Annotated in this window: 25 protein-coding genes and 1 pseudogene; 10 read left to right on the top strand and 16 right to left on the bottom strand. The window is 71.4% G+C overall.

Annotated elements, in window-relative coordinates; translation table 11 throughout:
- Window positions 1-108: 108 nt before the first annotated feature.
- Window positions 109-939: pseudogene (locus OG299_RS03485) on the top strand (MFS transporter); the annotation flags it as partial.
- 260 nt (window positions 940-1,199) lie between these two features.
- Here the strand turns inward: OG299_RS03485 and OG299_RS03480 are convergent.
- Window positions 1,200-2,204 (bottom strand): EamA family transporter, encoded by a 1,005-nt coding sequence (locus tag OG299_RS03480; protein ID WP_327360420.1) that lies wholly within the window; start codon window positions 2,202-2,204, stop codon window positions 1,200-1,202.
- A gap of 70 nt (window positions 2,205-2,274) precedes the next feature.
- Here OG299_RS03480 and OG299_RS03475 point away from each other — a divergent pair, with 70 nt between their 5' ends.
- Window positions 2,275-3,135: a LysR family transcriptional regulator gene (locus tag OG299_RS03475; protein ID WP_327360419.1), complete on the top strand. Its 861-nt coding sequence runs from the start codon at window positions 2,275-2,277 to the stop codon at window positions 3,133-3,135.
- 64 nt (window positions 3,136-3,199) lie between these two features.
- Here OG299_RS03475 and OG299_RS03470 read toward each other — a convergent pair whose 3' ends face one another.
- From OG299_RS03470 to OG299_RS03445, 6 genes are all read right to left on the bottom strand, one after another.
- Window positions 3,200-3,601, bottom strand: coding sequence for a response regulator (locus OG299_RS03470; protein WP_327360418.1), 402 nt, complete (start codon window positions 3,599-3,601; stop codon window positions 3,200-3,202).
- A gap of 93 nt (window positions 3,602-3,694) precedes the next feature.
- Window positions 3,695-3,928 (bottom strand): ATP-binding protein, encoded by a 234-nt coding sequence (locus tag OG299_RS03465; protein ID WP_327360417.1) that lies wholly within the window; start codon window positions 3,926-3,928, stop codon window positions 3,695-3,697.
- Window positions 3,925-4,056 carry a hypothetical protein gene (locus OG299_RS03460; RefSeq protein WP_327360416.1) on the bottom strand — a complete coding sequence of 44 codons (132 nt, stop codon included), beginning with the start codon at window positions 4,054-4,056 and terminating at the stop codon, window positions 3,925-3,927. Before OG299_RS03460 ends, OG299_RS03465 begins: the two co-directional genes overlap by 4 nt.
- A 23-nt stretch (window positions 4,057-4,079) precedes the next feature.
- On the bottom strand, window positions 4,080-4,514 hold the full coding sequence (locus tag OG299_RS03455) for a hypothetical protein (RefSeq protein WP_327360415.1): 435 nt from the start codon (window positions 4,512-4,514) through the stop codon (window positions 4,080-4,082).
- Window positions 4,515-4,589: 75 nt separating this feature from the next.
- Window positions 4,590-4,850, bottom strand: a complete 261-nt coding sequence (locus OG299_RS03450) for a hypothetical protein (RefSeq protein ID WP_327360414.1) — start codon at window positions 4,848-4,850, stop codon at window positions 4,590-4,592.
- A 122-nt stretch (window positions 4,851-4,972) separates the two neighbouring features.
- On the bottom strand, window positions 4,973-6,139 hold the full coding sequence (locus OG299_RS03445; protein WP_327360413.1) for a CopD family protein: 1,167 nt from the start codon (window positions 6,137-6,139) through the stop codon (window positions 4,973-4,975).
- Between the two features lie 299 nt (window positions 6,140-6,438).
- On the opposite strand from OG299_RS03445, the gene OG299_RS03440 reads away from it, so the two are divergent.
- Window positions 6,439-6,975, top strand: coding sequence for a hypothetical protein (locus OG299_RS03440; protein WP_327360412.1), 537 nt, complete (start codon window positions 6,439-6,441; stop codon window positions 6,973-6,975).
- 142 nt (window positions 6,976-7,117) lie between these two features.
- Window positions 7,118-7,636 (top strand): hypothetical protein, encoded by a 519-nt coding sequence (locus OG299_RS03435; protein ID WP_327360411.1) that lies wholly within the window; start codon window positions 7,118-7,120, stop codon window positions 7,634-7,636.
- Between the two features lie 347 nt (window positions 7,637-7,983).
- On the opposite strand, the gene OG299_RS03430 is transcribed toward OG299_RS03435, so the two are convergent.
- The 3 genes from OG299_RS03430 to OG299_RS03420 all read right to left on the bottom strand — a co-directional run bounded on the left by OG299_RS03430 (window position 7,984) and on the right by OG299_RS03420 (window position 12,903).
- Complete coding sequence (locus tag OG299_RS03430) at window positions 7,984-9,618, bottom strand: PKD domain-containing protein (RefSeq protein ID WP_327360410.1); 1,635 nt, start codon at window positions 9,616-9,618, stop codon at window positions 7,984-7,986.
- 230 nt (window positions 9,619-9,848) lie between these two features.
- Window positions 9,849-11,975 carry a SpoIIE family protein phosphatase gene (locus OG299_RS03425; protein ID WP_327360409.1) on the bottom strand — a complete coding sequence of 709 codons (2,127 nt, stop codon included), beginning with the start codon at window positions 11,973-11,975 and terminating at the stop codon, window positions 9,849-9,851.
- Window positions 11,962-12,903 carry a DUF5996 family protein gene (locus OG299_RS03420; protein WP_327360408.1) on the bottom strand — a complete coding sequence of 314 codons (942 nt, stop codon included), beginning with the start codon at window positions 12,901-12,903 and terminating at the stop codon, window positions 11,962-11,964. Before OG299_RS03420 ends, OG299_RS03425 begins: the two co-directional genes overlap by 14 nt.
- A 372-nt stretch (window positions 12,904-13,275) precedes the next feature.
- On the opposite strand from OG299_RS03420, the gene OG299_RS03415 reads away from it, so the two are divergent.
- Window positions 13,276-13,446, top strand: coding sequence for a DUF6194 family protein (locus OG299_RS03415; RefSeq protein WP_327360407.1), 171 nt, complete (start codon window positions 13,276-13,278; stop codon window positions 13,444-13,446).
- Between the two features lie 60 nt (window positions 13,447-13,506).
- Here OG299_RS03415 and katG read toward each other — a convergent pair whose 3' ends face one another.
- A complete protein-coding gene (gene katG / locus OG299_RS03410; protein WP_327360406.1) occupies window positions 13,507-15,738 on the bottom strand; it encodes a catalase/peroxidase HPI in 2,232 nt (743 codons plus the stop codon).
- Between the two features lie 217 nt (window positions 15,739-15,955).
- Here katG and OG299_RS03405 point away from each other — a divergent pair, with 217 nt between their 5' ends.
- The gene (locus tag OG299_RS03405) at window positions 15,956-16,366 is read left to right on the top strand and encodes a Fur family transcriptional regulator (RefSeq protein ID WP_327360404.1); all 411 of its coding nucleotides are present in this window, start codon (window positions 15,956-15,958) and stop codon (window positions 16,364-16,366) included.
- Here OG299_RS03405 and OG299_RS03400 read toward each other — a convergent pair whose 3' ends face one another.
- Window positions 16,367-17,023: a class I SAM-dependent methyltransferase gene (locus tag OG299_RS03400; RefSeq protein WP_327360403.1), complete on the bottom strand. Its 657-nt coding sequence runs from the start codon at window positions 17,021-17,023 to the stop codon at window positions 16,367-16,369.
- Window positions 17,024-17,110: 87 nt separating this feature from the next.
- On the opposite strand from OG299_RS03400, the gene OG299_RS03395 reads away from it, so the two are divergent.
- Window positions 17,111-18,019, top strand: a complete 909-nt coding sequence (locus tag OG299_RS03395) for an aminoglycoside phosphotransferase family protein (RefSeq protein WP_327360402.1) — start codon at window positions 17,111-17,113, stop codon at window positions 18,017-18,019.
- A gap of 19 nt (window positions 18,020-18,038) precedes the next feature.
- On the opposite strand, the gene OG299_RS03390 is transcribed toward OG299_RS03395, so the two are convergent.
- Both OG299_RS03390 and OG299_RS03385 read right to left on the bottom strand, forming a co-directional pair.
- On the bottom strand, window positions 18,039-19,247 hold the full coding sequence (locus tag OG299_RS03390; RefSeq protein ID WP_327360401.1) for an MAB_1171c family putative transporter: 1,209 nt from the start codon (window positions 19,245-19,247) through the stop codon (window positions 18,039-18,041).
- 10 nt (window positions 19,248-19,257) lie between these two features.
- Complete coding sequence (locus OG299_RS03385; RefSeq protein WP_327360400.1) at window positions 19,258-20,202, bottom strand: GDSL-type esterase/lipase family protein; 945 nt, start codon at window positions 20,200-20,202, stop codon at window positions 19,258-19,260.
- Between the two features lie 162 nt (window positions 20,203-20,364).
- Here OG299_RS03385 and OG299_RS03380 point away from each other — a divergent pair, with 162 nt between their 5' ends.
- From OG299_RS03380 to OG299_RS03370, 3 genes are all read left to right on the top strand, one after another.
- Window positions 20,365-20,730 (top strand): hypothetical protein, encoded by a 366-nt coding sequence (locus tag OG299_RS03380; RefSeq protein ID WP_266637923.1) that lies wholly within the window; start codon window positions 20,365-20,367, stop codon window positions 20,728-20,730.
- Window positions 20,731-20,880: 150 nt separating this feature from the next.
- Window positions 20,881-22,587 (top strand): serine/threonine-protein kinase, encoded by a 1,707-nt coding sequence (locus OG299_RS03375; protein ID WP_327360399.1) that lies wholly within the window; start codon window positions 20,881-20,883, stop codon window positions 22,585-22,587.
- 227 nt (window positions 22,588-22,814) lie between these two features.
- Window positions 22,815-23,351 carry a CAP domain-containing protein gene (locus OG299_RS03370; RefSeq protein ID WP_327360398.1) on the top strand — a complete coding sequence of 179 codons (537 nt, stop codon included), beginning with the start codon at window positions 22,815-22,817 and terminating at the stop codon, window positions 23,349-23,351.
- Window position 23,352: 1 nt separating this feature from the next.
- On the opposite strand, the gene OG299_RS03365 is transcribed toward OG299_RS03370, so the two are convergent.
- Both OG299_RS03365 and OG299_RS03360 read right to left on the bottom strand, forming a co-directional pair.
- Entirely contained in the window at window positions 23,353-24,966 is a 1,614-nt protein-coding gene (locus OG299_RS03365) for an FAD-dependent monooxygenase (protein WP_327360397.1), read from the bottom strand.
- A gap of 56 nt (window positions 24,967-25,022) precedes the next feature.
- Window positions 25,023-25,457, bottom strand: a complete 435-nt coding sequence (locus OG299_RS03360) for a DUF7144 family membrane protein (RefSeq protein WP_389865416.1) — start codon at window positions 25,455-25,457, stop codon at window positions 25,023-25,025.
- Window positions 25,458-25,555 lie beyond the last annotated feature (98 nt).

Genomic DNA, 25,555 nt, shown 5'->3' with positions numbered 1-25,555 from the left:
CGCTACATCGATTGGCAGCGGGCCGCGCGTGCCGTGGACTTGCGCACATGACACACACCACTCCTGCATGGAGCACAGCCACGCCCGACGACGGCCCGGTGAACTGACATGACCCGCCGGATGGTTCTGATCCTGTCCGTGACCTGCGCCGTCGCCGTGGGCAACCTCTACTTCCCGCAAGCGATCGTTCCGCTGATCGCCGCAGGACTGCACACGACTCCCGATGCCGCCTCCATGGTGGTCACCGCCACCCAAGTCGGCTACACGGCGGGGATCTTCCTGCTGGTGCGGCTGGCCGACCGGCTCGCGTACCGCCCGTTCCTCGTCACCCTGCTCGCCCTCACCGGCCTGAGCCTTCTCGCCGCGGGCTGCGCACCGACCCTGGCGCTCCTCGTCGCCGCCAGTGGTCTCATCGGGGTCACCACCGTGGCTGCGCAGGTCATCGCCCCGCTGGCGGCCGGGCTCGTGGCCGCCGACCGCCGCGGCGCGGTGATGGGCACGTTGCTGAGCGGGTCCATCGGCGGCATGCTGCTGGCCCGCACGTTCAGCGGAACGCTCGGCGAATGGCTGGGATGGCGGGTCCCCTACCTGGTGGCCGGGACGGTCGTCCTGCTCCTGGCGGGCCTCCTGGGGTTCACGGTACCGGCCACGGCTACGGCTACGGCTACGGGCACGGCCGCGCCCTCGCGCGTGCCGTACCGGACACTGCTGACCGAGCCGCTGCGCCTGCTGCGCACCGAGCCGGAGCTGCGCCGCTCCTGCATCTACCAGGCTTCGGTCTTCGCCGGGTTCTCCGCCGTCTGGACCTGCCTGGCGCTCCTTCTCACCGGCCCGTCCTACGGCTTGGGGAGCCAGGCGGTGGGGATGCTGGCCCTGGTCGGCGCGGCCACCATGCTCTGTACCCCGCTCGCCGGACGCGTGGTGGACCGCAGGGGGTCCGACCTGGTGAACCTCGTCTGCCTGCTCGGGGTGCTCCTCTCCGCCGTGGTGCTCGCCGCCGGCGCCTCGGGCGGCGTGGCGGGGCTGACCGCCCTGACGATCGGCACGCTCCTGCTCGACCTTGCGATGCAGTCCGGCATGGTCGCCAATCAGGCACGGGTCTTCGCGCTGCGTCCCGACGCCCGCGGCAGGCTGAACACCGCCTACATGACCTGTGTCTACCTGGGCGGCAGCGCGGGTTCCTGGCTCGGAGTGCGCCTCTACGGCCGGGCCGGGTGGTGGGGCGTGTGCGTGCTCGTGGCCCTGCTCGCCGTACTGGCCCTGGCCCGCCACCTCGCGGAGCGCCCGGTGCGAACCCCGGTGCGAAGCCCGGTACGGACCGCCCCTGCGCTCGCCGCCACCACCAGTGCGATGGCCGCGCAGGCCGGTCCCGACAGCCGCTGCCCCAGCACCAGGAACCCCGCCAGCGCGGCGAGCGCCGGCGCCAGGCTCATCAGCACCGCGAAGGTCGCCGCCGGCAGCCGCCGCAGGGCCAGCAGCTCCAATGCGTACGGCAGCCCCGAGGACAGCACCGCGATCGCGAACCCCAGCGCCAGTACGTCCGGCTGAAGCAGCGCGCCGCCCGCCGAGCCGATGCCGAGCGGCAGGGTCATCAGCGCAGCGACGGCCATGGCGACGGCCAGGCCGTCCAGCCGTGGAAAGCGGGCTCCCGCCCGGGCGTTGAAGATGATGTACGCCGCCCACATGGCCCCCGCCCCGAGCGCGAAGCCGGCCCCCGCGAGGTCGAGTCCGGCGAATCCGCCCCCGCCCAGCAGGACGACCCCCGCCAGGGCCAGGCCGGCCCACAGCAGGCTGAGCACGCGGCGCGCCGCGACCACGGACAGCAGCAGCGGACCGAGGACCTCCAGGGTGACGGCCGGGCCCAGCGGGATCCGGTCGATGGCCTGGTAGAAGAGGATGTTCATGCCGCCGAGGGCGACCCCGAAGGCGCCGGCCACGGCCCAGTCCGTACGGGAGTGACCGCGCAGCCGGGGGCGGCATACGAGCAGCAGGAGCAGCGCGGCGAGCGTCGCGCGCAGCGACACCACGCCGAGGGCGCCGACCCGTGGGAAGAGCAGGGCGGCGAGGGCGGAGCCGAACTGCACCGAGACCGTGCCCGCCAGCACCAGGCCGATCCCGCCGAGGCTGCCGACACCCGGGGGTGTGCGGACGAGGCTGCCCGCCGTCGACCCCTGCGCGGGAGAGGTGACCGTCGAATTCGTCATGCCCCTCACGCTAGGGACCCGGCCGCGCGACGTGAAATGCCGATGTGTGCAGTGGTTATGCTTGGCAGGCATGACCATGGAACTGCGCCACCTGCGGGCCTTCCTCGCGATCGCCGAGGAGGGCGCGATCACGCGCGCCGCGGCCCGGCTGCACACCGGGCAGCCCGCCCTCTCCCGTACCCTGCGTCAACTCGAGGACCACCTGGGCGTACGCCTGGTCGACCGCTCCACCCACCACCTGGAGCTGACGGCCGAAGGCCGCACCTTCCGGGACAGGGCCGCCGCGGCACTGGCCGCCGTCGACGCCGCCCTCGACCCCCGCGCCCTGACGGCCCGGCCGCTGAGGCTCGGGCACCCGTGGGCCGCGCTCGGGGACCACACCATTCCGCTGCTGAGGCGCTGGGACGAGCTGCACCCCGACACACCGCTGGAGCTGCGCCGCATCGACGACCGCCTCGCAGGGCTCACCCAGGGCAAGGTGGACGTGGCGCTGCTGCGCGGGCCGGTGACGGAGCCGGGGCTGGTCACCGTGCAGCTGCTCACGGAGGAGCGGGTGGCCGTGGTGCCGGCCGGCAGCGACCTCGCGGACAAGACCGCACTCACGCCGGCGGACCTCGCCGCGTGGCCGGTCGCCCTGAACACGGTCGCCGGGACGACCACGCTGGACCTGTGGCCGGTGGATGCGCGCCCGACGGCGACGATCGAGGTCGCGAACACCGACGAGTGGCTGACGGCCATCGCCGCGGGCCGCGCGGTGGGCATCTCGACGTCGGCGACGCCGCGCATGCACACGCACCCGGCGATCGCCTACTGTCCGCTGACGGACGTCCCGCCGGTCCCCCTCCTGCTGGCCTGGCGCAGCGGCCCGCCGGGGCATCCGGCGATCCCGGACCTGGTGGCGCTGGCGCGGGAGGTCGTGGCGGGCGGCTGAACAGGACGTACGGGCCCCAGCCTTCGGACCGGACGCGTACGGTCCGCGCGCGAACGGGTCCTGACTAGCCGGTGCGGACGTGGTGTCTGCTGCTGACGACACCCGACTCGTAGGCTGCGATGACCAGTCGGGCGCGGTCGCGGGCGATCAGTTCGAGCGCTTCGCGTTCCCGGTCCGTCACCCCCGTCAGGGTGGGGGCGGGAGCCGGGCGGGCGGTGAACTCCTCGATTGTCTGCGGGGATCCGCAGATCCGCCGCGTCGCCTCGATACCGTCCATGACGGGCATGCGGACGTCCATCAGGACGACGTCCGGGCGGAGCAGGAGGGCCGTCTCCACCGCCTCGGCGCCGTCGCCGGCCTCGCCGACGGCGCTCAGGCCGGGTTCGTTCTCGACCAGGATGCGGAAGCTGCCCCGCAGCAGGACCTGGTCGTCGACGACGAGCACGCGGATCGATGCGTCGCTCACTCGCTCCTCCCGATGCGGTCGCGCGGCAGACGGACGGCGACCGCGAAGCTCCCCTCGGGGCGCGGGCCCGCGCAGTGTTCCCCCCGTACATCATCACGCGCTCGCGCATCCCGACCAAGCCGTGGACTTCACCGACGGGCCGGAAGCGGGGGAGCGGCGCCCGTCGTCCGTGACCTCGATCCGGACCTCCTGCCCGTCGGCGTCGACGGCCACCCGGCAGTGGGCGGGCGCCGCGTGCCTGACCGCATTGGTCAGGCCCTCCTGGACGATGCGGTGGATCGTCAGACCCAGGCCCGCCGGCAGATCCTCGTACGGCAGCCGTGTCACCAGGGCTGGGCGTCGCTGCTGCCCGTGGAGGCGAAGCCGGCGTAAACAGCCGTCAGGAGCAGCGCGGCGGCCACGTCGAGCGCGAGGAGGTGGTGGTGGCTGCCGTACGGGCGCCGCAGGAGAGCCATGATCCGACCGTACACGGGCGGCCTCAACCGGCCTGGCCCAGCACGGTCATGGCGATGGCGACGGCCACGACCAGGGCGGTCCAGCGCAGCACGGTGCCGCGGCGCGGGGCCGCGCCGTCGCGCAGGATGCTGACGCCCAGCGGGACGAGGGCGAGGCACAGGCCGGCGGCCGCGACGACGGAGAGGGGGGTGGTGCCCTTGAGCACGCCGAGCGGCAGGGCGGCGGTCGCGGCGAGGGCGGCGGCCCGCAGCGGGCCGAGGACGCGGGCCCGCCAGGCGCCGGCGGCGAGCAGGAGCCAGCCGCCCATGATGGCGACGTTGAGGGCACTGAAGATGTGGAACGCGCCGTATGCCCCGTCCACGAAACGGGTGGCTGCGGCTGCGCCCTCCCGGTCGGCGAACCGGAAGGCCAGGTGGTCCAATCCGGCGTGGAAGGTGCGGGCGAAGAGGCCGAGCACCGCGAACACTCCGCCCCACAGGGCCGGTCCGGGCCGGGTGCGGCCGGTACGGGCTGCGAGAACGGCGACGGCGGGTCAGAGCAGGACGGTGCCGGCGGCGAACGCGCCGTAGGAGGCGGCCATCAGGGTCGGATGGTCGGCGCGGGCGGCGAGCTGGGCGGGAAAGAGGAAGTGGAAGGGGAGGCGGAGCAGAACGCCGGCGGCCAGTAGGAGCGGTGCGATGACGAGGGCGACCCCGCCGACCCAGCGGCAGGGGAACGGGGCCTCGCCGGACCAGTCCACGGGGTGGGCGGCGGTGCGGGGGGAGCCGGTGTCGGTGTCGTGTGTTGTCGTCATGCCGCCACCCTCCCGGTGAGGGGGCCGTCCCCGCGTCGGAGCAGGGGCCGGTTCCCGGCATCGGACCGTGGTCTGATGCCGGGCCTAGCAGAAACGATTCACCATGAGGTCTCGGCGTCGGATCAGGAACTCGCGGCGACCTGGCGCTGCGCGAGGGCGTCGGAGGCCTTGGCCGTGATGTACAGCGATGCGGCGAGGGTGAGGACGAGCAGGGCGCCGACGGCGAAGATGCTGCCGGTCGCGACGGGCGCCGGGCTGCCGGCCTCGGAGCGGGCGGAGCCGGCGAGGAAGGGGACGACGCCCAGGACGGCGGCGCCGAGAGCGACCTCGGCGCAGACGACCTTCGGGAAGTGGCGCAGCGTCAGGTGCAGGAGGGAGGCCGTCGCATCGGCCTGACGGGCCTGGACGATGCGCGGCATCAGCCAGAACTGGTTGAGGGCGCCGGCCGCGACCATCGCGAGCACCAGCAGGATCTTGACGAGGAGGAAGAGGCCGTAGGTCGTCGTCCAGAGCTGTCCCACGCTGCCCACGTGCTTCCAGGACAACCACAGGCCGGATATCAGCACCGCCGCGACGCTCACCAGGGCCACGAGGCCGAACCGTCGCCAGATGTCCGCCCACAGCAGGCCGGCGTTCTCACTCAGACGGCGACGGGCACCGGTGAGGGCGAGGAGCACCGCCAGGCCGCCGATCCACACGGTGCCGCTGATGATGTGGGCCTGGCCGAAGAAGAGGTCGAGCCACTTCTCGGAGTTCTTGGGCGCGGTGGCCGGAATCGCCCCGACGAGGGTGATGGCCAGGGACAGCGGGAGTGCGGTCAGTGCGACGGCATCGAGATGACGGCGGCCGGCTGCGGTGAACAGCGAGATCAGGGCGGCGGCTGCGAGCGCGAGGAGGAGGTTCTGGGCGATGTAGATCGTGCCCTGGGCCACCCAGGCGCCCTTGGCCGCCGGTGCGTTCAGGAAGTCCGAGATCTGCCCGGGGGCGAGGGCGTCACCGAAGGGCATGCCCTTGCCGGCCCGTGCCACACGTCCGGCGAGCTGGAAGTAGCCAGCCACCAGCAACACCACTCCGGCCCACGCCAGGTACACCGACGTCCGCCGCTGCAGGGCCACGACGTCGTCGGCCTCGCTCTGCGGGGCGCGCAGGCTGGGACGAACCGACGCCGCGTACGTGACGGTGGAGCCGATGGCGCCACTCAGACCGACGAAGTAGCCGGTTTTGGTGAGAATCCGCCAAAGGGGAGGCGTGGTGTAGCCCGCAGCTGCTGCGAGGTCCGCATGAATCATGAGGTGAGGCTAACCTAAGTAAATGCAGTGTGAGTGTAAAGCCCAGGCAAAGAGCAACGAAGCCTCCCCAGCCCGACTCCGGCTCGCCGTCAGGCCGGTCATGGGTGGGCATGCCGGTTGACGAGGCATAACGCCGGGCGGCTGTCCGGTTCTTGGTCAACGGCGAGCACGCGCACTGCCTCACCGATACGCCTCCAGGCGCCCCGCTGACGGAGCTCAACCCGACCGCAGGTGTGGGACGGCCCGGCAGGCGGTGGCCGGGGAGATCCCGAACGGCGGGCCGAGCCTAGACTCTGACGATGATCGAGATCCTCGACAACCTGGACATGCTGTCCCGGCCACACCTCGACCTCGCGAGCGTCGAGATGGGCGGCACGGCCCTGGGAGCACCAGCCACCAGCGTTCCACGCCGGAGCATCATCCAGGCCCAGTCCTCCGTAGTCGCCCGGTACCGCGGTGGGACCGACATGGACAGCGAGTACCACGACGCCGACGGGCGGCGGCTGTCCCTCGACGAGGTCGTCGACCACGCTGCCCGGTCAGACGGATTCTTGTACTGCGCTGACGAACTCACCTACGAGGTTCGAGCCGGGACGGTCGTCGGCTTCGCGATCTACGGTCCGCACCTGTCCCATTTCGCTCATCTGACCTCGTACGAGGAACTCCTGGCCGCGTTCGGCAGACCCGATCGGGCGCATGAGGACGAGGCGTACGGCGACCTCATGGGCTACGTCAACTACTACTGGGAGGCGCAGAAGTCTGTGAGGTGGGACGCCTGGGACCACCGAGTGAGCCTGATCAACCTGGGCGACTTCGAAGGAAACACAGGCCCGTGACCGGATGCGTCATCGACCACCTCGGGCCGATGGTCGCGCTCCGAGCCCGTAGGCGGTCCGCCAAGAACACCGTGACCAGCCCGACGGCGGGCCGGACCCGCCGCTCACGGCAAGCTGCGGCCTGAGTGTGAGGGTGTCCGGCATGGGTGTGCAGGGGCGGTTGTATCGCTATGTCGGGCCGGCCGAGTTGAGGGCCCTGGTCCGTGTCGGAGGTGAGGGCTGGGCCGTTGGGTCGCCGCGAAGGCTCGAGCAGTGGGTTTCGGGGCTGCCTGCGGCGGATCTGGCGGAGCCGTTCACCTTCGTCGTCGGCGCGGACGGTGTGCTGCGGCTCGCGCCGCGGCGTAGTGAGCATGTGGTGTGTGCGGGTGGCGAGGCCGTTCTGAGTGCGGGCGAGTTGAGCCTGTGCGAGGAGTCGGGGCGGTGGGTGGTCGGTGAGGTCAGCAACCAGTCGACCGGCTACTGCCCGGACGTGGAGTCGTGGCCGGCCGTGGCCGATGCGCTCGACCGGGCGGGGATCGAGGGTCCGGCCGGGTTCACGCACGAGGTCGTGTTCCGCCGCTGTGTGTCCTGCCGGCAGTTGAACGTCGTGCGTGAGGGCGACTTCGTCTGTGTCTTCTGCGACGCGGACCTGCCGCGGCGGTGGAACGTGGACGAGGGCTGACCGGACCTCGTCCTCACCGGTTCGTGGTGGGTGCGAACGCGGTACCGACCGGATGAGGCGCGGCCTCAGCCTTCGTACGGGTGCAGGACCTGGGCGTCGGGACCGTCGGCCCCGCGCTCACGGTGGCGAACCTCGCGCTGATCGCGGCCGCCGCGCCCCGCTGTTCGCCCACTACGCGGTGGCCCTGCCCGCCCCCGTGGCCGTGCCGGGCACCCTCCTCAGCCGCACCCGGGCGCCGGCCTGACCGGCCGAGGCCGGGGGAACACGCGCAGCGCCCCGGGTGGCGGCCGCAAGGGCCGTCCCGAGGCGCTGTCGTTCACACCTGCTGGCGGATCGTTTCGCCTGGATCAGTTCGTCTGGTAGACGCCGAAGATGTCGACCACGAGGTCGATGTTGTCCCAGCCGCGGTTCCAGAAGTCGACGATGCCGTTGTTGCCCATGCCCGCCTGGACCAGGTTCGGGACGGTGTTGCCCTTCTTCCAGTTCAGGTTGGAGGAGTTGGGCGGCGTCGGCCAGATCTCCCAGCCGTTGTCGTAGTCGTACAGGCTGTTCGGGTCCGGGGACACCGTCAGGTAGCCGTCGCCCCGGGGGTTGGTGACCGTGGTGTTCAGCACGTACGCCGTGTTGCTCGGGCGCGTGGTGGACAGCGGCATGTAGATGTAGCCCTGGCCCTCCAGCTGGCCGTACGGCCAGTCCGCCGGGTCACGGGTGTCGAGCAGTCGCTCCGGCAGGAACGGCAGGTAGGCGCCCTGGCTGTCCTGGCTGTAGTAGCCGACCACGTCGACGATGACGTCGGTGCCCTTCCAGGCGCCGTTGCGGACCTTGATCGAGCCGTCGGGACCCACCGGCACGATGACGGAGTTGGCGACGGTCTGGCCACCGCGGAAGTTCAGGTTGGACGTGGTCGGGACCGACCCGCCGCTCGGGAAGACCGTCAGGTGGCCGTCTTCGCGCGGGTTGGTGACGGTCACGTTCAGCGCGACGGCCGTGGCGCCGGACGGGATGCCGCCCTTGCCCGTGATCTGGACGCCGATGGTGCCCTGGCCGGCGACCTGCCCGAGGCCCTCGCGGGTGTCGAGGAAGCGCGAGGGGGTCAGCGGGGTGTAGCCGCTGGAGGAGGTGCGGGTGAAGTAGCCGGTGATGTCGGCGATCAGGTCGACCGACTCCCAGCCGCCGTTGTACAGGTCGACGTAGCCGTTCTTGTTGACCGGCACGATGACCAGGTTCGGGACCGTCTGGCCGGCCGAGAAGTTGACGTTCGACGTGGTCGGACGGTCGCTGCCCTCGGGGTAGACCGTGACGTGGCCGCCGCTGGTGGTGTTGGTGGCGGTGACGTTCAGGACCACGGCCGTGACACCGGCGGGGATGGCGCCGTTGCCGGAGATCTTGACCCGGGTGGTGCCGTACGCGGGGATCTTGCCTTGCTCCGTACCGATGCCGCTGCGGGTGTCCAGCAGACGGGTGGGGGCGTACGGGGTGAAGTCGGAGCCGGGCGTCACGACCTGCAGCTGGTTGACGGCCCGCTCGCCCGAACCGTCCGACAGGGTGACCTTGACGGTGTACGAGCCGATCTCCGGGTAGGAGTGCGTCTCCGTCGAGTTGGTCGGCCCGTTGGCGCCGAACGTCACGCTGGTGCCGTCACCCCAGGCGACGTTGACCGAGAGCGCGGTGCCCGGGTCGCTCACGACGGCGATGTCCAGGCTGATCCCGCGCGCGCTGACGCCCTTGGCGGTCAGGCCGACCGTCGGCTCCGACGCGGCGATGCCCTCCGCCTGCGGGGAGGCAGCGCCCTTGCCGTTGGCCTTGGCGGCGGACGAGGTCTGGACCGTCTGCTCGGCAGGGCTCTTGAAGGTCGTGAAGTTCGACGCCGCGGCCTTGTTCAGGTCCACGTCGGGCACGGTCACCCCGTGCGGGCCCGCGGTGCCCGGCGTGGCCGGCCCGGCCTGGGCCACCCCCGGTATGAGACCCACACTGGCTGCCACGACGGCAGCGGACATTACGAGTCGGCGATTGCGCACCGGCCCCCCCATTTCGGTTCACGCTTGAACAGGTTCGAAAGCTCGCTCAGAGTACACAGCCGCAGAGCCTTGATCACGGGGGTGGCCCTCTTTGACCACTGCGATTCCAGGAGGCCCGTCGGGGCCCGGTGGACAATCGGGGCGAGGCGGTACCAGGCGGGCGGGCGAGCGGTAGGGCCGCCTCGTGGGGCACCCTACCGGAGCGTCTGCTCGGTCCAGATGGTCTTGCCGTCCGCCGCGTACCGGGTGCCCCAGGCCTGGGCGAGCTGCGCGATGATGAACAGCCCGCGGCCGCCCTCGTCGACGACACCGGCGTGGCGCAGGTGCGGAGCCGACCGGCTGCTGTCACGTACCTCGCACGTGAGGGCTCGGTCGTTGATGACGCGCAGCTCCAGTGGCGGGGTTCCGTAGCGGACGGCGTTGGTGACGAGCTCGCTGACGATGACCTCGGTGTCGAAGGCCGTCTCCTCCTCCACGTTCCAGGCGATGAGCCGGCCGCGGACCAGGCGCCGGGCGGTGGCGGCGGCCGTCGGGGTGTCCGGGAGCTGCCAGACGGCCACCCGGTCGGCGGGGAAGGGACGCGTACGGGCGAGCAGGAGCGCGGTGGGGCCCGTTTGGGCACCAGCCGCGAACGCGTACAGGACGTCGTCGCGCAACTCCTCCAGGGAGCGGTCCGCCTGGGCGAGCAGGCGCACGAAGACGTCCGGGTCGGCGGGCGGCTCCAGCGTCGGCATCGGTGTGTCGGAGAGAATCAAAAGACTGCCCTCCGGGATCTCGAACGCCGTCGCGGCGAAGGGCGTTCCCTCGGCGCTGCCCAACCGGGCCCCGGACGGCACGGCGCGGAACTCGGTGCTTCCGTCCGGGTGGACGACGACGAGGCTCGGGGAGCCGGCTCCCGCGACCGTGCAGGTCCGGGTCAGCGGGTCGTAGACGGCGTACGTGCAGCGCGCGGCGAACGCCTGGTGGTGCACCGGGTCGGCGGTCGGCAGGGCCGCACGCTCGGCTGCCAGGAACGTCGCGGTGTCGTTCAGCCGGGCGAGGAGTTCGTCGGGTTCCAGGTCGAACGCGGCCAGGGAGCGCACGACCGTCCGCAGCTGTCCCATGACGGCCGCCGAGTGGACCCCTTGGCCGACGATGCCGCCCACGACCAGTGCCGTACGGGCTCCGGGCAGGGGGATGCTGTCGTACCACTGCACTCCGCTGTCGGACGGCAGGAGCAGATACGCCGTCTCCAGCGCCGTGTGGGAGGCCGGGCGGCGGGGGAGCAGCTGCCGCTGGACGGTCGCGGCGATGGTGTGCTCGCGCGTGTAGCGGCGGGCGTTGTCGATGCACAGCGCCGTGTGGTCGGCCAGTTGGAGCACGAGCGCGACATCGTGTTCGTCGTACGGATCGGGCTGCTGTGTCCGGTACAGGCTGATCAGGCCCAGCACGGTGTCCCGTACGGTCAGCGGAGCCGTGATGAGGTGATGGGCCCCGGCTGTGCGGATCGCCTCCGCGCGGTCCGGATCCGCGGCGAGCCACGGGAGGTCGCCGTCCAGGGCGACCGTGCGGGGCCGCAGGTCGGAAAGGGCCTGGGTGTAGGGCGTGGGGGCGGGCAGGGCGCGTACGTCGCCCAGCGGATGCGCCTGTGGTTCGTCGGCGCCGCCGCCCCGGCGGCCGCTGCCGGCGCTGCTGCGGAACGCGGCGCGGCGCAGCGGAACCTCGTGCGGGAGGGGAGCGAGCGGGGGCTCGTCGCCCCGCAGTACGGCGTCCACCACCTCCACGACCGCCACGTCGGCCACGCGCGGCACCATGACGTCCACGAGTTCCTGGCAGGTGGCCATCACGTCGAGCGTCCGCCCCACCTGCTCGCGGGCGATGCGGAGCACCTCCGTGCGGGCGCGCCCCTTCTCCCGCTCGGTGACCTCGACCACGGCCACCGCGAGGCCGAGCACCTCCCCGGACGGCGACTCGAGGCGGAAGACGGAGACCTCGTAGAAGTGCTCCGTGTCGGGATCGGCCAGGCGGTGTGCCCGCAGGAGGTGCCCCACCACGGCCACACCGCTCTCCAGCACTCCACGAGCGAGGTCCATGGCCGCGTCGGGGTCGACGACCCCGTAGACCTCGTTGAAACGGCGCCCTACGACGTCCTGCGCGCGCACGCCCTGCATGGCGGGCGTGGCGGTGTTGATGCGTACGATGCGCAGTTCGGTGTCCAGCAGGTGCAAGCCCACCGGGGACTGGCTGAACAGGGCGTCCAGCATCGCGGCCTCCGGCGCGTTCAGAGGTGCGGCCGACTCGCTCCGGGTCACCTGGAACACCCCACTCTCATGCTTGTCCACGGGCCAGGGGATCGGTGATGCCACCGGGGCAGGATTGGCGCTCGATGTCCCAGCCGGCCAGGCCTGCCGCGGTCCGGTACAGGGACGCGTAGAAATCGAGGACGGTCTCCCGGGGGTTCGCGCTGCCCCGGACCTCGTCGTAGTCCAGCACGGCCAGGCGGCTCATGCCCCGCTCGGCCCAGCGCGCGGCCGCCGGACGCAGCGGATGCCCGGTCAGGCCGTCCGGCTCCGGAGCGGCGTACGCGTAGAAGGCCGGCCGGGGAGAGGTGTCGTCGCCGAACCAGAAGCCGGAGCTGATGACCTCGCGCGAGTAGGCCTCACGGGTCACGGGGTCGACGCTCGCCCCCAGCTCGACGAAGCGGTCGGAGAACCGGGTGACCGCGATGTCGTAGGAATGCCAGAAGAGGTGCACCGGGCTGGTCTTCCCGGCGAAACCGGAAGCGAACTCCTCCAGGACGAGGCTGACCTGGCTGAGCACCTGCCAGTGGCGGTTGACCCAGAACGGATCGTAGGAAGCATGCTCCGTGTCCTCCGCGAACGGCCGCTGTGCGCCGGGCAGACCGTACGGGCGGGGGTGCGCGACGGTCACTGCCACGCCGACCCCGTCGAGAGCGGCGAGCGTTTCGCGGTAGAACGACGCCACGGACTGACCGGCGAGCGGGAAGGAAGCGGTCGATCCGTCGAGGGACGAGACGGTCAACTGGTGGTCGACGAAATCGAAGTCCATCGTGAAGAGCGGATTGCCGTCGGTCCCGCCCATCGGGCGGGTCGTCACACCCCGCCCGGAGACATGGAACGGGACGTTCCACCAGTGGTTGCGCCGCGCGCTGTTCGCCAGCCGGATCTTGCCGACGATCTGGGTGAACCGGTGCAGTGTCTCCTTGGAGTCTCGCCACTCCGACAGCGGAATTGCAGGGAACAGGTCCACTGAGCAACCTCAGCTCGTTGCACTACGCCTCGCGGCCCGGACACCGACATCTTCACCCCGCCGCACGGCAAATCCCCGGCACGGCGTACGGCGCGCGGATGTGTCACGCCGAAGTCGGCCGGTCCGGGGGTACGTCGGTGATCGGCTCGGCCGAGATCGCCCCGGCGGCCTGCCGGGCGAGCCCCAGAGCCGTACGCTCCCGGTCGAGCCGGGCGTGTACCGCGTCGAGCAGCGCGAGCAGCCGAGCTGTCGGCCCCTCGTGGTCGGCGCACGATCCTCTTGGCCTCCACCGGGCCCGTACCGGCCGCCAGGGCCCGGTAGGCCAGCGCGGAGTTCAGGTGGACCTCTCCGTAGACCCGGTAGCCCGCAGCGGTGCGCGCCGCGGGCGGCAACACGCCGTCGCGCTGGCTCGCCGTGGTGAATCCGGGCCGGCGCACCGAGGCGGCCCTGCGTGAACTGCTGTGCCCCGCGCACCACCTGGCGCGTGCGCGCCACGAGCGGCGCACGGGCGCGGCGACGGAGGACCGCGGCCCGCAGGGGTGAAAGGGAAGAGGACGCCCGGGTCGGTCGGCCGGTGAGGGCCGACCGACCCGGACGCCGCGATCAGACGAGGTCGAACCGGTCGAGGTTCATGACCTTGTCCCACGCGGCGACGAAGTCCTTCACGAACTTCTCCTTCGCGTCATCGCTCGCGTAGACCTCGGCGAGCGCACGCAGCTCGGAGTTCGATCCGAAGACGAGGTCGGCGCGGGTTCCGGTCCACTTGACCTCGCCCGTGGCGGCATCGCGGCCCTCGAACGTGTTCGCGTCCTGGGACGTCGCCGTCCACGTGGTGCCCAGGTCGAGCAGGTTGGCGAAGAAGTCGTTGGTCAGCGACTCGGGGGTCGTGGTGAGCACGCCCAGCGACGACTGCTGGTGGTTCGCGCCCAGGACGCGGAGCCCGCCGACGAGGACCGTCAGCTCGGGGGCGCTCAGCGTCAGCAGGTTCGCCCGGTCGATCAGCAGGTACTCGGCCGGCAGCCGGTTGCCCTTCCCCAGGTAGTTGCGGAAGCCGTCGGCGACCGGCTCCAGCGCCGCGAACGACTCCACGTCGGTCTGCTCCTGCACGGCGTCCGCGCGGCCCGGGGTGAAGGGGACCTCCACGTCGAAGCCGGCATTCTTCGCGGCCTGCTCGACGCCCGCACCACCGGCGAGCACGATCAGGTCGGCGAGCGAGACCTGCTTGTCGCCGGCCTGGGCCGAGTTGAAGGACTGCCGGACGCCCTCCAGGGTGCGCAGCACCGTCGTCAGCTGGTCGGGCTCGTTGACCTCCCAGCCGCTCTGCGGCTGGAGGCGGATGCGCGCACCGTTGGCGCCGCCGCGCTTGTCGCTGCCGCGGAAGGACGAGGCCGACGCCCATGCGGTGGAGACGAGCTGGGACACCGACAGGTCCGAGGCGAGGATCTTGCTCTTGAGGGAGGCGACGTCCTCGGCGTCGACGAGCGCGTGCGTCACGGCCGGGAGGGGGTCCTGCCACAGCAGCGTCTCGGACGGGACCTCCGGGCCGAGGTAGCGCACGATCGGGCCCATGTCACGGTGGGTCAGCTTGAACCACGCCCGGGCGAAAGCGTCCGCGAACTCCGCGGGGTTCTCCAGGAAGCGCCGCGAGATCGGCTCGTACGCCGGGTCGAGGCGCAGGGAGAGGTCCGTCGTCAGCATCGTCGGGGCGTGGCTCTTCGACGCGTCGTGGGCGTCGGGGACGGTGCCCGCTCCGGCGCCCGCCTTCGGCCGCCACTGGTTGGCACCGGCGGGGCTCTGGAACAGCTCCCACTCGTAGCCGAAGAGGATCTCGAAGAAGCTGTTGTCCCACGTCACCGGGGTGTTGGTCCAGATGCCCTCGAGGCCGCTGGTGATCGCGTCGGCGCCCTTGCCGGTGCCGAAGCTGTTGCTCCAGCCAAGGCCCTGCTGCTCGATCGCAGCGCCCTCGGGGTCGGCGCCGACGTGGTCCGCGGGGCCCGCGCCGTGGGTCTTGCCGAAGGTGTGGCCGCCCGCGATCAGGGCGACCGTCTCCTCGTCGTTCATCGCCATCCGGCGGAACGTCTCACGGATGTCGCGGGCCGCGGCGAGCGGGTCGGGGTTGCCGTTCGGACCCTCCGGGTTGACGTATATGAGGCCCATCTGGACCGCGCCGAGGGGACTCTCCAGCTCACGGTCGCCGGTGTAGCGCTCGTCGCCGAGCCAGGTGGTCTCGGGACCCCAGTACACGTCCTCGTCGGGCTCCCAGACGTCCGCGCGGCCGCCGGCGAAGCCGAAGGTCTCGAAGCCCATCTGCTCGAGGGCCACGTTGCCCGTGAGGATCATCAGGTCGGCCCAGGAGAGGCTCTGGCCGTACTTCTTCTTGACGGGCCACAGCAGCCGACGGGCCTTGTCGAGGTTGCCGTTGTCCGGCCAGCTGTTGAGGGGGGCGAAGCGCTGCTGTCCCGCCCCGGCGCCGCCGCGGCCGTCGCTGATCCGGTACGTGCCGGCGCTGTGCCACGCCATGCGGATCATGAACGGGCCGTAGTGGCCGAAGTCGGCGGGCCACCAGTCCTGCGAGGTGGTCAGCACCTCCGCGATGTCCTGCTTGACCGCGGGGAGGTCGAGGGTCTTGAACGCCTCGGCGTAGTCGAACTCCTCGCCGAGGGGGTTCGCCACGGCGGGGTTCTTGGCGAGGATCTTGAGGTTGAGCCGCTCGGGCCACCATTGGCGGTTCCCGCCGCCCTGCGTCGGGTGTGCGGCGCGCCCGTGCGCAACAGGGCACCCGCCTCCACCCTCCGTCTTCGCGTCTACGGCGTTTGCATCATGGTTCTCAGACATGGAAATCCTTCCAAACCGGGCGGATCGCGCTGCTAAGGAAGTGCGGGTGACGGAAGCGGTGTACGGGCGCGGCTGTCGTGAGGGTTGGCTGCCGACCGAACCGATCCTACGATGGACACAATCCAAGTCAAGAAGCACACCAAACCCATAACCAATAGGGATCCGGACGGTTCTGCCAACTCCGGGTGTCCCACCGAGCATGAATGGGTGAACCGACATGAGTGACCTGCTGGAACGACTGCGTGGGCGTGGCTGGCGGATGACTTCCCAGCGGCGCGTCGTTGCGGAGGTACTCGACGGGGACCACGTGCACCTGACGGCCGACGAGGTGCATGCCCGCGCGGTGGAGCGGCTGCCGGAGATCTCGCGGGCCACCGTCTACAACGCGCTGGGCGAGCTGGTCGCCCTGGGCGAGGTGGTGGAACTGTCCACGAACGGCCGCGCGAAGCGGTACGACCCCAACGCGCACCACCCGCACCACCACCTGGTGTGCTCCCGCTGCGGCACCATCCGCGACGTCCACCCGACGGGCGACCCCCTGGCAGGCCTCCCGCCGGAGGAACGCTTCGGCTTCACGGTGTCCAAGGCCGAGGTCACCTACCGCGGCCTGTGCCCGTCCTGCGCCTAGTCAGGCCCGGGCGATCAGCGCGTACCTCTCGTCGGTGACGGGTCCGCCCCACAGCTCGGGGTCCCAGCCGAGCGGTTCGATGCGCAGGTTCGATACGAGTGGACGGACGGCGGCGGCCAGGTCCTCGGCGGTGACACCGCCGTGCCAGGGCAGTGACCCGGCTCCGGCGACGTACGGCACGCCGCTCTGGCCCGCCTCACGCCACCGCCCTTCGACCAGCACCAGCCGGCCTCCCGGGCCGAGGCGCGCGACCCACTCCCGGAGTGCGGCCTCGGGGTCGGGCAGGGTCCACAGCAGGTGCCGGGAAAGAACGACGTCGTACCGCTCCTGCCCGGTCGGCGGAACGGCGGCGTCGCCGACGAGGAAGCGGCCCGCAAACCCCGCGGCCGTGAGCTTGGCCTCGGCCTGCTCCACCATCCGGGGCGCCAGGTCCACGCCCGTGACCCGGTGCCCGGCCTCGGCCAGCAGCAGGGACAACGACCCCGTGCCGCACCCGACATCGAGGACATCGGCCGACCCGAGGGGGAGCCAGGACGTCAGGCGCCGGGCCCACGCGGTGCGGGTGTGCTCCTGGCGCAGGCCGTGATCCGGCTCATCGTCGAACGCAGCCGCGGCAGCGTCCCAGTACTCGGCAATGGCACGGGTTGCATCAGACATGCAGGGATCATGCCAGCCGTCACTGACAACGCGCCGTGGAACGAAAATCACTGGCCCGCCGTCCCGTTCGGCAGAGAAGCTGCGCCCATGACGCTTCATCACCATGAGGTCCCGATCGACCGGGCGCTCGTCAGGTCACTGCTGGAGGCGCAGCGCCCGGAGTGGGCCGGCCTGCCGTTGTCGCCCGCCGGCGCGGGTACGGACCACATCATGTACCGGCTCGGGGACGACCTCGTCGCGCGACTTCCCCGAACCGCCGACAACGCCCGGTCCGTGCACAAGGAGCAGGAGTGGCTCCCGCGGCTGGCACCCCGCCTCGCGTGTCCCATCCCCGAGCCCGTCCACGCAGGGACGCCCACCGACGCCTTCCCGCTCCCCTGGTCGGTCTACCGCTGGTTCGACGGCGACGAAGCAGGTCCGGACACCGTCCGGGACTGGACCGCCTTCGGAGCCGATCTGGCGGCGGTCGTACGGGAGCTCCACGGCATCGGCCTCATGGGGGCGACTCGCACGGACGACCTCAGCTGGTACCGCGGAGGCAGCCTGCAGCCGTGCGACGAGTGGTTCGGCACGCGCCTTGACGACTGCCGCACCACCGTGGGTTCGGAGCTCGACGTCGAGGCGTTGGAACAGCTGTGGCGCACCGCGCTCGTGCTGCCCGAGCCTTCCGCGCCCCACGTGTGGCTGCACGGTGACCTCAAACCCACCAACCTCCTGGTCCGGGAGGGCAAGCTCCACGCGGTCATCGACTTCGGAGCCCTGTCGGTCGGCTTTCCCGACGCCGAGCACGCCACGGTCTGGGACCTGCCGCCCCGAGCACGGCAGGCCTACTGGAACGCCCTCGACCTCGACGAACCGACCTGGACCCGCGCCCGAGCCTGGGCGATAGCGGTCGCCGTGAGCGGGATCTCGTACTACTGGCACACCTACCCCGCCTTCGTCGCCGAATGCCGGGCACGCCTCGAAGCCGTTCTCGCCGACGCCGCTGCACGCTGAACAGTGGCCCTAGGGGGTGTCATGGTGTGCTGCTCTCCAGGGCGGCGCTTCGCCGGCGGGAACGGACGGTGGCCGACCTGGTCAGCGCCTGGGACATCCGGACCAGGCCCAGGGGGCTGTTCGGCGAGGCCAGGACCGGGCTCGCGGCCCGTGACACGGGCTCCTCTTCCGGCGCGTTCTGCGCCCGGTTCCAGAGGACGACGGCATTCGCCAGGGCCGCGGCATCGGCCACGGCCGCAGCCTCTTCGGCCGGACGCCCGGCTTCCAGTTCCTCCCGGAGCGCCTGTTCCCGTACGCCGGCGTGCAGGTACGGACTGACCGCGAGGATCCCGTCGTGGATGTCCGACTCACGCTGGGTCAACCGGATCTCGATGGACGTCCAGGGCCCGTTGGCCAGCTCGATGCTGCGCCGTGTCGCACCTTTCAGTTCCTGGGACAGCGGCCGGAGCCGGCGGTAGCGGCGCCACATCCGCCATCGGTCCGTCACGTGCTGGGAGACGAGCGGCAGGACGAATCCGGTCGCGATCAGGAGCGCGGACACGGAGGCGAGTGCCGGTGCGATCTCGGAGCTGAGGACGTCCCAGTCGCTGCTGCCCGCCCAGCGGGCCCCGATCGCGGTGAACTTGGCGATGTCGTACAACAGGTTGAGCACGTACCCGACGGCGATCAGCCCGAGCCCCGAACGGAGCGCGCCCTGCACCTCCCGCGCCCATCTCCAGCACAGCAGCGTCATGGTGACGGCTGCCGTGGTGTGGGCCGCGAGGTAGAGGAGGATCATCTCCCTGATGTACGGCGTGGACGCGTAGTAGGTGTCCAGATCGCGCAGGCGCTCGACGGGGGCGTCACCGAGCGCGAAGAGCACGTTGATGACCGCGATCACCCCGAGGGTGACCACGTTGCACAGGCGGGAGCGCCGCCGTGTCCGCTCGGCGTCCTCCGGGCCGCTGCTCCAGCGGAAGATGAGCACGATGTTTGCCCCGGAGAAGGCCGTGAGCAGCGAGAACACGAGCGGGGCGGCGGCGTTCGGGACTCCCGTGATCCGGTTCACCGCGACGATGGTGGGAATCGCGGTGAACCCGAACACGGCGGTCGCCAGCGTGAGGAGGATGCAGACGGACCGCAGGAGTTCGTCGCGGGGGTTGCGCAGGAGGGCGGGGAGCTTGAGGCCCGCAGCCAAGAGCAGCAGGACTCCGGGTACGTAGAAGCCCAGTCCGTTCGAGTCGTTCACGCCGTGTTCCTCAGCGACTGAGGGCGTTGAGATGCCGATGGACCGCCTCGTGCCCTTCGGGGGTGGGGTGCAGGCCGTCGACGAGCAGTTCGCTCTTCTCGCGCAGCGGCTCCCACATGTCGAGGAAGTCGACGTGGTTGCCTTCGCACCAGGCGCGCAGGGATGCGCGCAGGTCCAGCGCTCGTGCCTGGGTGAATCGCAGGCCCTCGTAGTCGTGGGTGCGTGCTTCGTCGATCCATGTCGGTCCCGCGACGACGAGTCGCGCATTGTGGTCGAGGGCCGTGGCAGCCAGCGAGCCGAGACGGTCCGCGAGGCGAGCCGGCGCCGACCCGTCGACGTGGGTCTGCGTGACGGCGAGGGGCAGGGCGGAGTCGTTGATGCCGGCGGCGACGAGGAGGGTGTCCGGCAGGCGCGGGCCCAGCAGTGCGGGTGTCTGTTCGCTGACATCGGTCAGGGTGCTGCCGGGTACGGCCAGGTTGAAGACCCGGTGTTCAGTCTCGTTCCCGGCGATGTGGGCAGCTGCGAGGCGCCCCGCCCACCCTCCCTGCGGATCACAGCGCCCGTACGCGATGCTGTCGCCCACGATCACGATGCGCCGTGCCGGACGCAGCGGCTTCGCGTCCAGGTAGGCCCAGGTGCTCTCCCCGGAGGTGAGGACCACCCGTCGGCGTGCGTAGTCGTCGACTTCGTAGTCGTCGGCCGCGGCGAGGTCCTGATCGGTGAGGTGCAGGACGGCGCCCTCGACCGCGGCGCCGGTCTTGCGCTCCAGGATCAGGTGTACGTCGAGGCCGCTGGCGGCGATCACGGCCGGGTCGGTGATCGGCAGGGGCCGGGTGGTGTGGCCGGCCAGCGACGCCGGAGCAGTGGGCACGGCCCGGCCGAAGAGAGTGGTCTGCACCCTTTCGTCCATCAGCGTGCCGAAGGAGAACAAGGTGTGGGGGCGTGATTCGGTCACTGTGAGCCGCGTGGCCTTTCTGGAAGGGGTGATCAACTCACCCTAACGGCCGATTCGGGCCACCGAACGGGCCCTCCCCGGTCATCATGCGCCTGTCGCCGGCGCAGGGGGAGATCCGGGAACGCGGGCCCGGTCCGAGCGGGCTGGAGCTAGGCTCCGGAGATGGAACGTGCAGAGGTCCTCAAGCGAGTCATCGGCATCCTCACGGAGGCCCAGGAGATCCGCCGGGCAGCCGAAGCCGGCGAGGACGACGACGGTCCCGAGACGGAAGCCGGGGTCGTCACCCAGCTGCTGAACGAGATGCTGCCCTCGATCAGCGTGCCGGCCGACTCGTCCCCGCAGCAGGTGGCCCGCCTCGTCGCGGAGGCGCTGGGACCGGCGCTGCACACGATGGTGGCCGGATTCAGCCTGGCGTTCACCAGTCTGGCCATGGCGCACGACGGCGGCCGGACGGACGTCTCGTCGATCGAGGTACTCCAGCAGCTCGCCCTCGAAGTGGAGGCGGGAACGTACGACGAGGGACCCTGACCGGCGGCTGTCCGCGGAACGGCTCCCAGTCCTTCAACGCGTCCGACCCGACGCGCCGGGCTCGGGCACGCGCCCGTCCGAATGTGCGTGCCATTACGCTGGGGCCTGCTCAGTACGTGAGTTGACCAACGGCGAGGGACGGAGCGTGTGGTGACGGCGGGGGAGGCGAACGGCTCGGAGCTGGTCGGCAAGGTGCTCGGCGGGCGGTACCGGGTGACCGCGGTCATCGGACGCGGCGGCATGGGCGTGGTGGCCCGCGCGGTGGACGAACTGCTCAGCCGAGAAGTCGCCGTCAAGGTCATGCGGGCCTACACCGACGCCTCCGGGGTCGAACTGGCCGATCTGCGGACCCGGATGCAGCGGGAGGCGCAGGCCGCCGCCCGTATCCGGCACGCCGGTGTGGTCACCGTGCACGATGTCACCGAGGAACAAGGCCTGCCGGTCATCGTGATGGAACTCGTCGACGGGCCCTCGCTCGACGACGTACTGACGCAGCGCGGCCCGCTCGAGCCGCGCGACGCCGCGGCGATCGGCGCCAAGCTGATGGACGCACTCGACGCCGCGCACCGGGCCGGGGTCCTGCACCGCGACGTCAAGCCGGCCAACGTGCTGCTGGAGCGCGACGGCCGGGTCGTGCTCACCGATTTCGGCATCGCCACCCTGGACGCCTCGGGCGACGAGGCCATGGCCAAGCTGACCCGCAGCGGTGACATCATCGGCTCCCTCGACTACCTCCCGCCGGAGCGGGCGCAGGGTACGGAGCCCGGTCCCGCGTCGGACATCTGGTCGCTCGGGATGACGCTGTACGCCGCCGTGGAGGGCACGTCACCGTTCCGCCGTACGTCCGCGTGGTCCACGCTGTCGGCGATCGTCACCGAGCCGCTGCCGGAGGCCCGTCGAGCCGGAGCGCTCGCGCCCGTGCTCCAGGCGCTCATGGCGAAGGATCCGGCGAACCGGCCCACCGCCGGGCAGGCGCGCGAGATGCTGGAGGCGGTGGCCCAGGGCCGGAGCGTGAACCGGGCCGCCCCGGTGACCGCCCCTGCGACCGCGACCGCGGCCTACCCTGTTGCTGCCCCTGTTGCTGCCCCGCCCGCGACGGCGGGCGCTGCTTCGGCCGCGCACCCCGGCGTCCCGGTGCCTCCGCCCGGCTACGGCCCGGCTCCGGTGGCGTACCCGCAGCCCTCGCTCCAGCCTTCCCCGCAGCCCCCCTACGCCGGCTACCCGGCCCCCGGCGGGCCGGGCACCTTCCGGCAGACCGGTACACCGACCGCCCCTCAGGCTCCCGGCGCCGCAAGAGCGGCCCGCGGGCGCATCGTCATCGCCGCGGCGGTCGCCGTCGTACTCGCCGGGGGCGGCATCACGTACGCCGCTGTGGGCCGGAACGGCGGCAAGAGCGGTCAGCAGCAGGCACAAGCGACGTCGCCCCAGGGCGCCCGCAGCCCCTCCGTGTCCGCGTCCGAAGGCTCCCGGCTTCCGGAGCCGAAGAAGACCGGCGGCAAGGCCGGCAAGTCGCCCTCACCGGCGCCGACGACGAGCGGCAAGGGCGGCTCGGCCCCGGCCTCTCCGACGGCCGAGCCCAGCCCCGTGTCCACGAGCTGCACCGGTTGGAGCCATCAGGAGCGGAACCCGGGTACTTACGGCTACATGACCGGCAGCTACCACATCGTGACCGGGCCCTACCAGACGTGTTCCTCCGTGGCGACGGCCAAGTCCGGCACGAAACTCCTGCTCCACTGCTACATCGTCAACGCGTACGGCAACAAGTGGACCTTCGTCCGCGCCGCCGACTCGAGCGCATCCGGCTGGATGTCGAACGACAACCTCACCCGCCAGAGCGGCCCGTCGACCCGCTGCTGACGCCTTCCTGCCGGTCACTGCGTTCGCCGCACGGACGCCCGGGTCATAGGCTGGTCCTACGGAGGGCGGCCGGGTGCGGCCGCCGATCAGACCGCTTCGTCGCCGATGGCCCCTCTGCCATCGCACAGCCGGCCGTGCGGCCCGCTACCGACGGCCGTGACCCCCGCCGGCACGTCCCAGCAGCCCTTGTTCCTGCTGCTGTTTTTCTGTGCGACCAGGGAGTCGCAATGAAGACCCTTCCTCGAGTTCACCATCGGGCCCAGGCCCTCGTCGCAGCGGCGCTGATGACCGGAGGCATGGTGCTCGCGACGGGCGCCACCGCGGGCGTGTCCCACTCGGCGGTCCCCGCCGAACTCAGTCCCGCCGAGCAACAGGCCATCGTCGCCGAGACGAACACCGTACGCCAACAGGCCGACCAGCAGCCCTTGACCTGGGATGCCGCGCTCGCTGCCGAGGCCCAGGCCTGGGCCGACGACCCGGCATCCACGGCGGGCGGCCGGCTGAACCACGCCCCGATCAACAACGCCGCCGAGAACATGTCGGGCTATGCGCCGGGCCAGGCCACGGGCCAATGGGCCGCAGAGAAGAGCGCGTACGACGCCGATCCCAACCATGACTACGTCAGCAACCGCGCCGGCTACCAGGAGTGGGGCCACTACTACAACATGATCGACAGCAAGTACCAGAAGATCGGCTGCGGTGCGAAGAGCGGCGTTCCCATTCCCGGTGGCGGGTGGGTCGTCGTGTGCCGGTACGCAAGCTGATTCACCGGCCGCCGCCGGGGCGTGTCGAGCGCGTGGTCGTGCTCACCACGTGGCTCACCGCGTGGCGGAGGGCGGCGTCGTTCGGCGGGCGCTCGCGCCACCGGGCGCCGATGTGACCGTCGGGCCGGACCAGGAGTGCGCCGTGGGGGCGCAGGCCGCAGCTCACGAGGCGCTCCTCGGGAAGGAGCTCGACACGAAGCGGCCACGGTGCGTCGGACTGCTGCTCCCACCGGGCGGGGTCCGGGGTGAGCAGCGTGAACCATTCGCCGAATGCGTCGAGCGTGGAGCGGCCGTGCGTCAGCCAGAGGTGCGGCATCCGGTGGCCCGGCCTCGTGGTGGGGACGTAGTCCGTGCCGCTGTCGGACGGTTCGGGCGGGGTGCCGTCGTCATCGCCGAGGACGGCTGCAGAGCGGTAGCCGATGCCGAGCACGAGACCGAGTTGGGCGAAATACCTTTCCGACCAGGGAAGTCCGACCCGGGCCGAAGCCCGCTCGCCCGCTTCGAGCTGGTCGCGGCGCCGGTTCAGTACCTGGACCATGAGCCGGGTGTTGGCCACTGACTGGCGCAGCGTCCCGTGGGCGACGGGGTGTCGCTCCGTCTCGTACGTTTCCAACAGGCCCGGCCCGGCCCACCCGTGGAGGACGCCCGCCAGTTTCCAGCACAGGTTGTGCACATCGGCGACGCCGGTGTTCATGCCCAGGCCGCCGATCGGGGGGACCGCGTGCGCGGCGTCGCCCGCAAGCAGGATCCGGCCGTGGCGGAAGCGTTCTGCGACGAAGGCGTTCATCGTCCACTGCTGGACCCGCAACACATCGGCCCGTACGCCGGAGCCGGGGCCGAGGGCGCGTGAGACCAGGTCGGGCCAGTCGACGTGCGCAGCGTCCTCGGGTGTCGGACCGAACCAGGACCAGCCTCCTTCGGGGTAGAGCGGTCCGAACGATCCGTGCGCGGTGAAGTAGACCCCGGCGGGCTGGCGAGCGCGCCAGCGGTCGAGGTCGGCGTCGAACACCACGGTGGTGAAGCTCCCCAACGCCCCTGGGCCGGCGGTGTCGATGGCCAGGCGCCGGCGGACGCAGGAGTTCGCGCCGTCGGCGGCGACCACGTAACGGGCCCGGACGCGAGTCTCCCGACCGCGGCCCTGTCGGTGGTCGACGAGTACGGCCACCACGCTCCCGGCCTCCTCGACCAGGTCGATCAGCTCGACCCCGAACCGCACGGGGGAGTCTGCTGCGGCCAGCAGGGTGGGTTCCAGCCGGTCCTGCGAGGTGACCACGCCGATGGCGGGACTTTCCGGCACCGGCGCGTGGACACCGACCATCGCCGCCGTGGCGAAGTCTTCACCGCGCAGGGTGTCGCGGAAGCGGACGCGCCCGTACTCGGGTGCGAACGCGTTGGCCGTGATCTCGGCAGCGAGCCCGAGCCGCCGGTAGATCTCCATCGAACGCACGTTGACCAGCCGGGACCGGGGGAAGGGTGACAGTTCGACGTGTTTCTCGACCAGCAGGGCCCGTACGCCCCAGCGTTCCAGCAGCGCTCGCGCGGTGAGCCCGACGGGCCCGCCCCCGACGATCAGGACGGCCACCTCGGCGTCCACCTCGGTGTCCGCTCCGGGCATGTCGAACTCCTCCTGTTCGCGCTGGGGTTGCCGAGAGGACCGGCGACGGGCGACCGTCAGCCGGCGGCCTCTCGGTGCATGCCGTGGCACAGTGCCCAGATGATGAAGAGGTTGACGGCGACCAGAATCGTGGCCCACAGGGGGTAGTACGGGATCCACAGGAAGTTGGCGACCGCGCCCAGGCCCGCGACGAATACGCCGAAGTAGCGCGCCCACAGGGCTCCGCTGAGCACGGCGCAGCCTGCGAAGACGAGAACGATGCCCACGATGAGGTGGACCCAGCCCCAGCCCGCCAGGCTGAACTCGAACACGTAGTGGCGCGTGGCGATGAACAAGGGGTCCTTGACGACGGCCGAGATCCCCTCGAAGATCGCCATCGCCCCGCCGAAGATCATCAGCGCTCCGGCGAGGACGGTGCTTCCGGACGTGGGCCCGTGCCACGGGCTCGGGTTGGCGTCGGCCGCTGTGGGCCGGGTGGAGTCACTGGCCATGTCGGCCTCCTTGCTTGGCAGCGGCGCCCGGTCAGCCGTGCATGCCGGAGCCGGCGCGATCCCCCGTCTCAGCGTGGCATGGGGGCAGTGCGTCGGCA

The sequence above is a fragment of the Streptomyces sp. NBC_01296 genome (genome assembly GCF_035984415.1).
In the GTDB taxonomy this organism is placed as follows: domain Bacteria; phylum Actinomycetota; class Actinomycetes; order Streptomycetales; family Streptomycetaceae; genus Streptomyces.
The sequence above is the reverse complement of the archived record's forward strand: the minus strand, read 5'-3'. Positions and strand labels throughout refer to the sequence as shown.

Coding starts and splice junctions, on each gene's coding strand:
- OG299_RS03450 (WP_327360414.1), bottom strand. CDS start 4,850: ATGACGACAACACACGACACCGACACCGGCTCCCCCCGCACCGCCGCC.
- katG (WP_327360406.1), bottom strand. CDS start 15,738: ATGTCTGAGAACCATGATGCAAACGCCGTAGACGCGAAGACGGAGGGT.
- OG299_RS03405 (WP_327360404.1), top strand. CDS start 15,956: ATGAGTGACCTGCTGGAACGACTGCGTGGGCGTGGCTGGCGGATGACT.
- OG299_RS03365 (WP_327360397.1), bottom strand. CDS start 24,966: ATGCCCGGAGCGGACACCGAGGTGGACGCCGAGGTGGCCGTCCTGATC.
- OG299_RS03400 (WP_327360403.1), bottom strand. CDS start 17,023: ATGTCTGATGCAACCCGTGCCATTGCCGAGTACTGGGACGCTGCCGCG.
- OG299_RS03395 (WP_327360402.1), top strand. CDS start 17,111: ATGACGCTTCATCACCATGAGGTCCCGATCGACCGGGCGCTCGTCAGG.
- OG299_RS03360 (WP_389865416.1), bottom strand. CDS start 25,457: ATGGCCAGTGACTCCACCCGGCCCACAGCGGCCGACGCCAACCCGAGC.
- OG299_RS03475 (WP_327360419.1), top strand. CDS start 2,275: ATGACCATGGAACTGCGCCACCTGCGGGCCTTCCTCGCGATCGCCGAG.
- OG299_RS03370 (WP_327360398.1), top strand. CDS start 22,815: ATGAAGACCCTTCCTCGAGTTCACCATCGGGCCCAGGCCCTCGTCGCA.
- OG299_RS03480 (WP_327360420.1), bottom strand. CDS start 2,204: ATGACGAATTCGACGGTCACCTCTCCCGCGCAGGGGTCGACGGCGGGC.
- OG299_RS03380 (WP_266637923.1), top strand. CDS start 20,365: ATGGAACGTGCAGAGGTCCTCAAGCGAGTCATCGGCATCCTCACGGAG.
- OG299_RS03460 (WP_327360416.1), bottom strand. CDS start 4,056: ATGGCTCTCCTGCGGCGCCCGTACGGCAGCCACCACCACCTCCTCGCG.
- OG299_RS03435 (WP_327360411.1), top strand. CDS start 7,118: ATGGGTGTGCAGGGGCGGTTGTATCGCTATGTCGGGCCGGCCGAGTTG.
- OG299_RS03440 (WP_327360412.1), top strand. CDS start 6,439: ATGATCGAGATCCTCGACAACCTGGACATGCTGTCCCGGCCACACCTC.
- OG299_RS03445 (WP_327360413.1), bottom strand. CDS start 6,139: ATGATTCATGCGGACCTCGCAGCAGCTGCGGGCTACACCACGCCTCCC.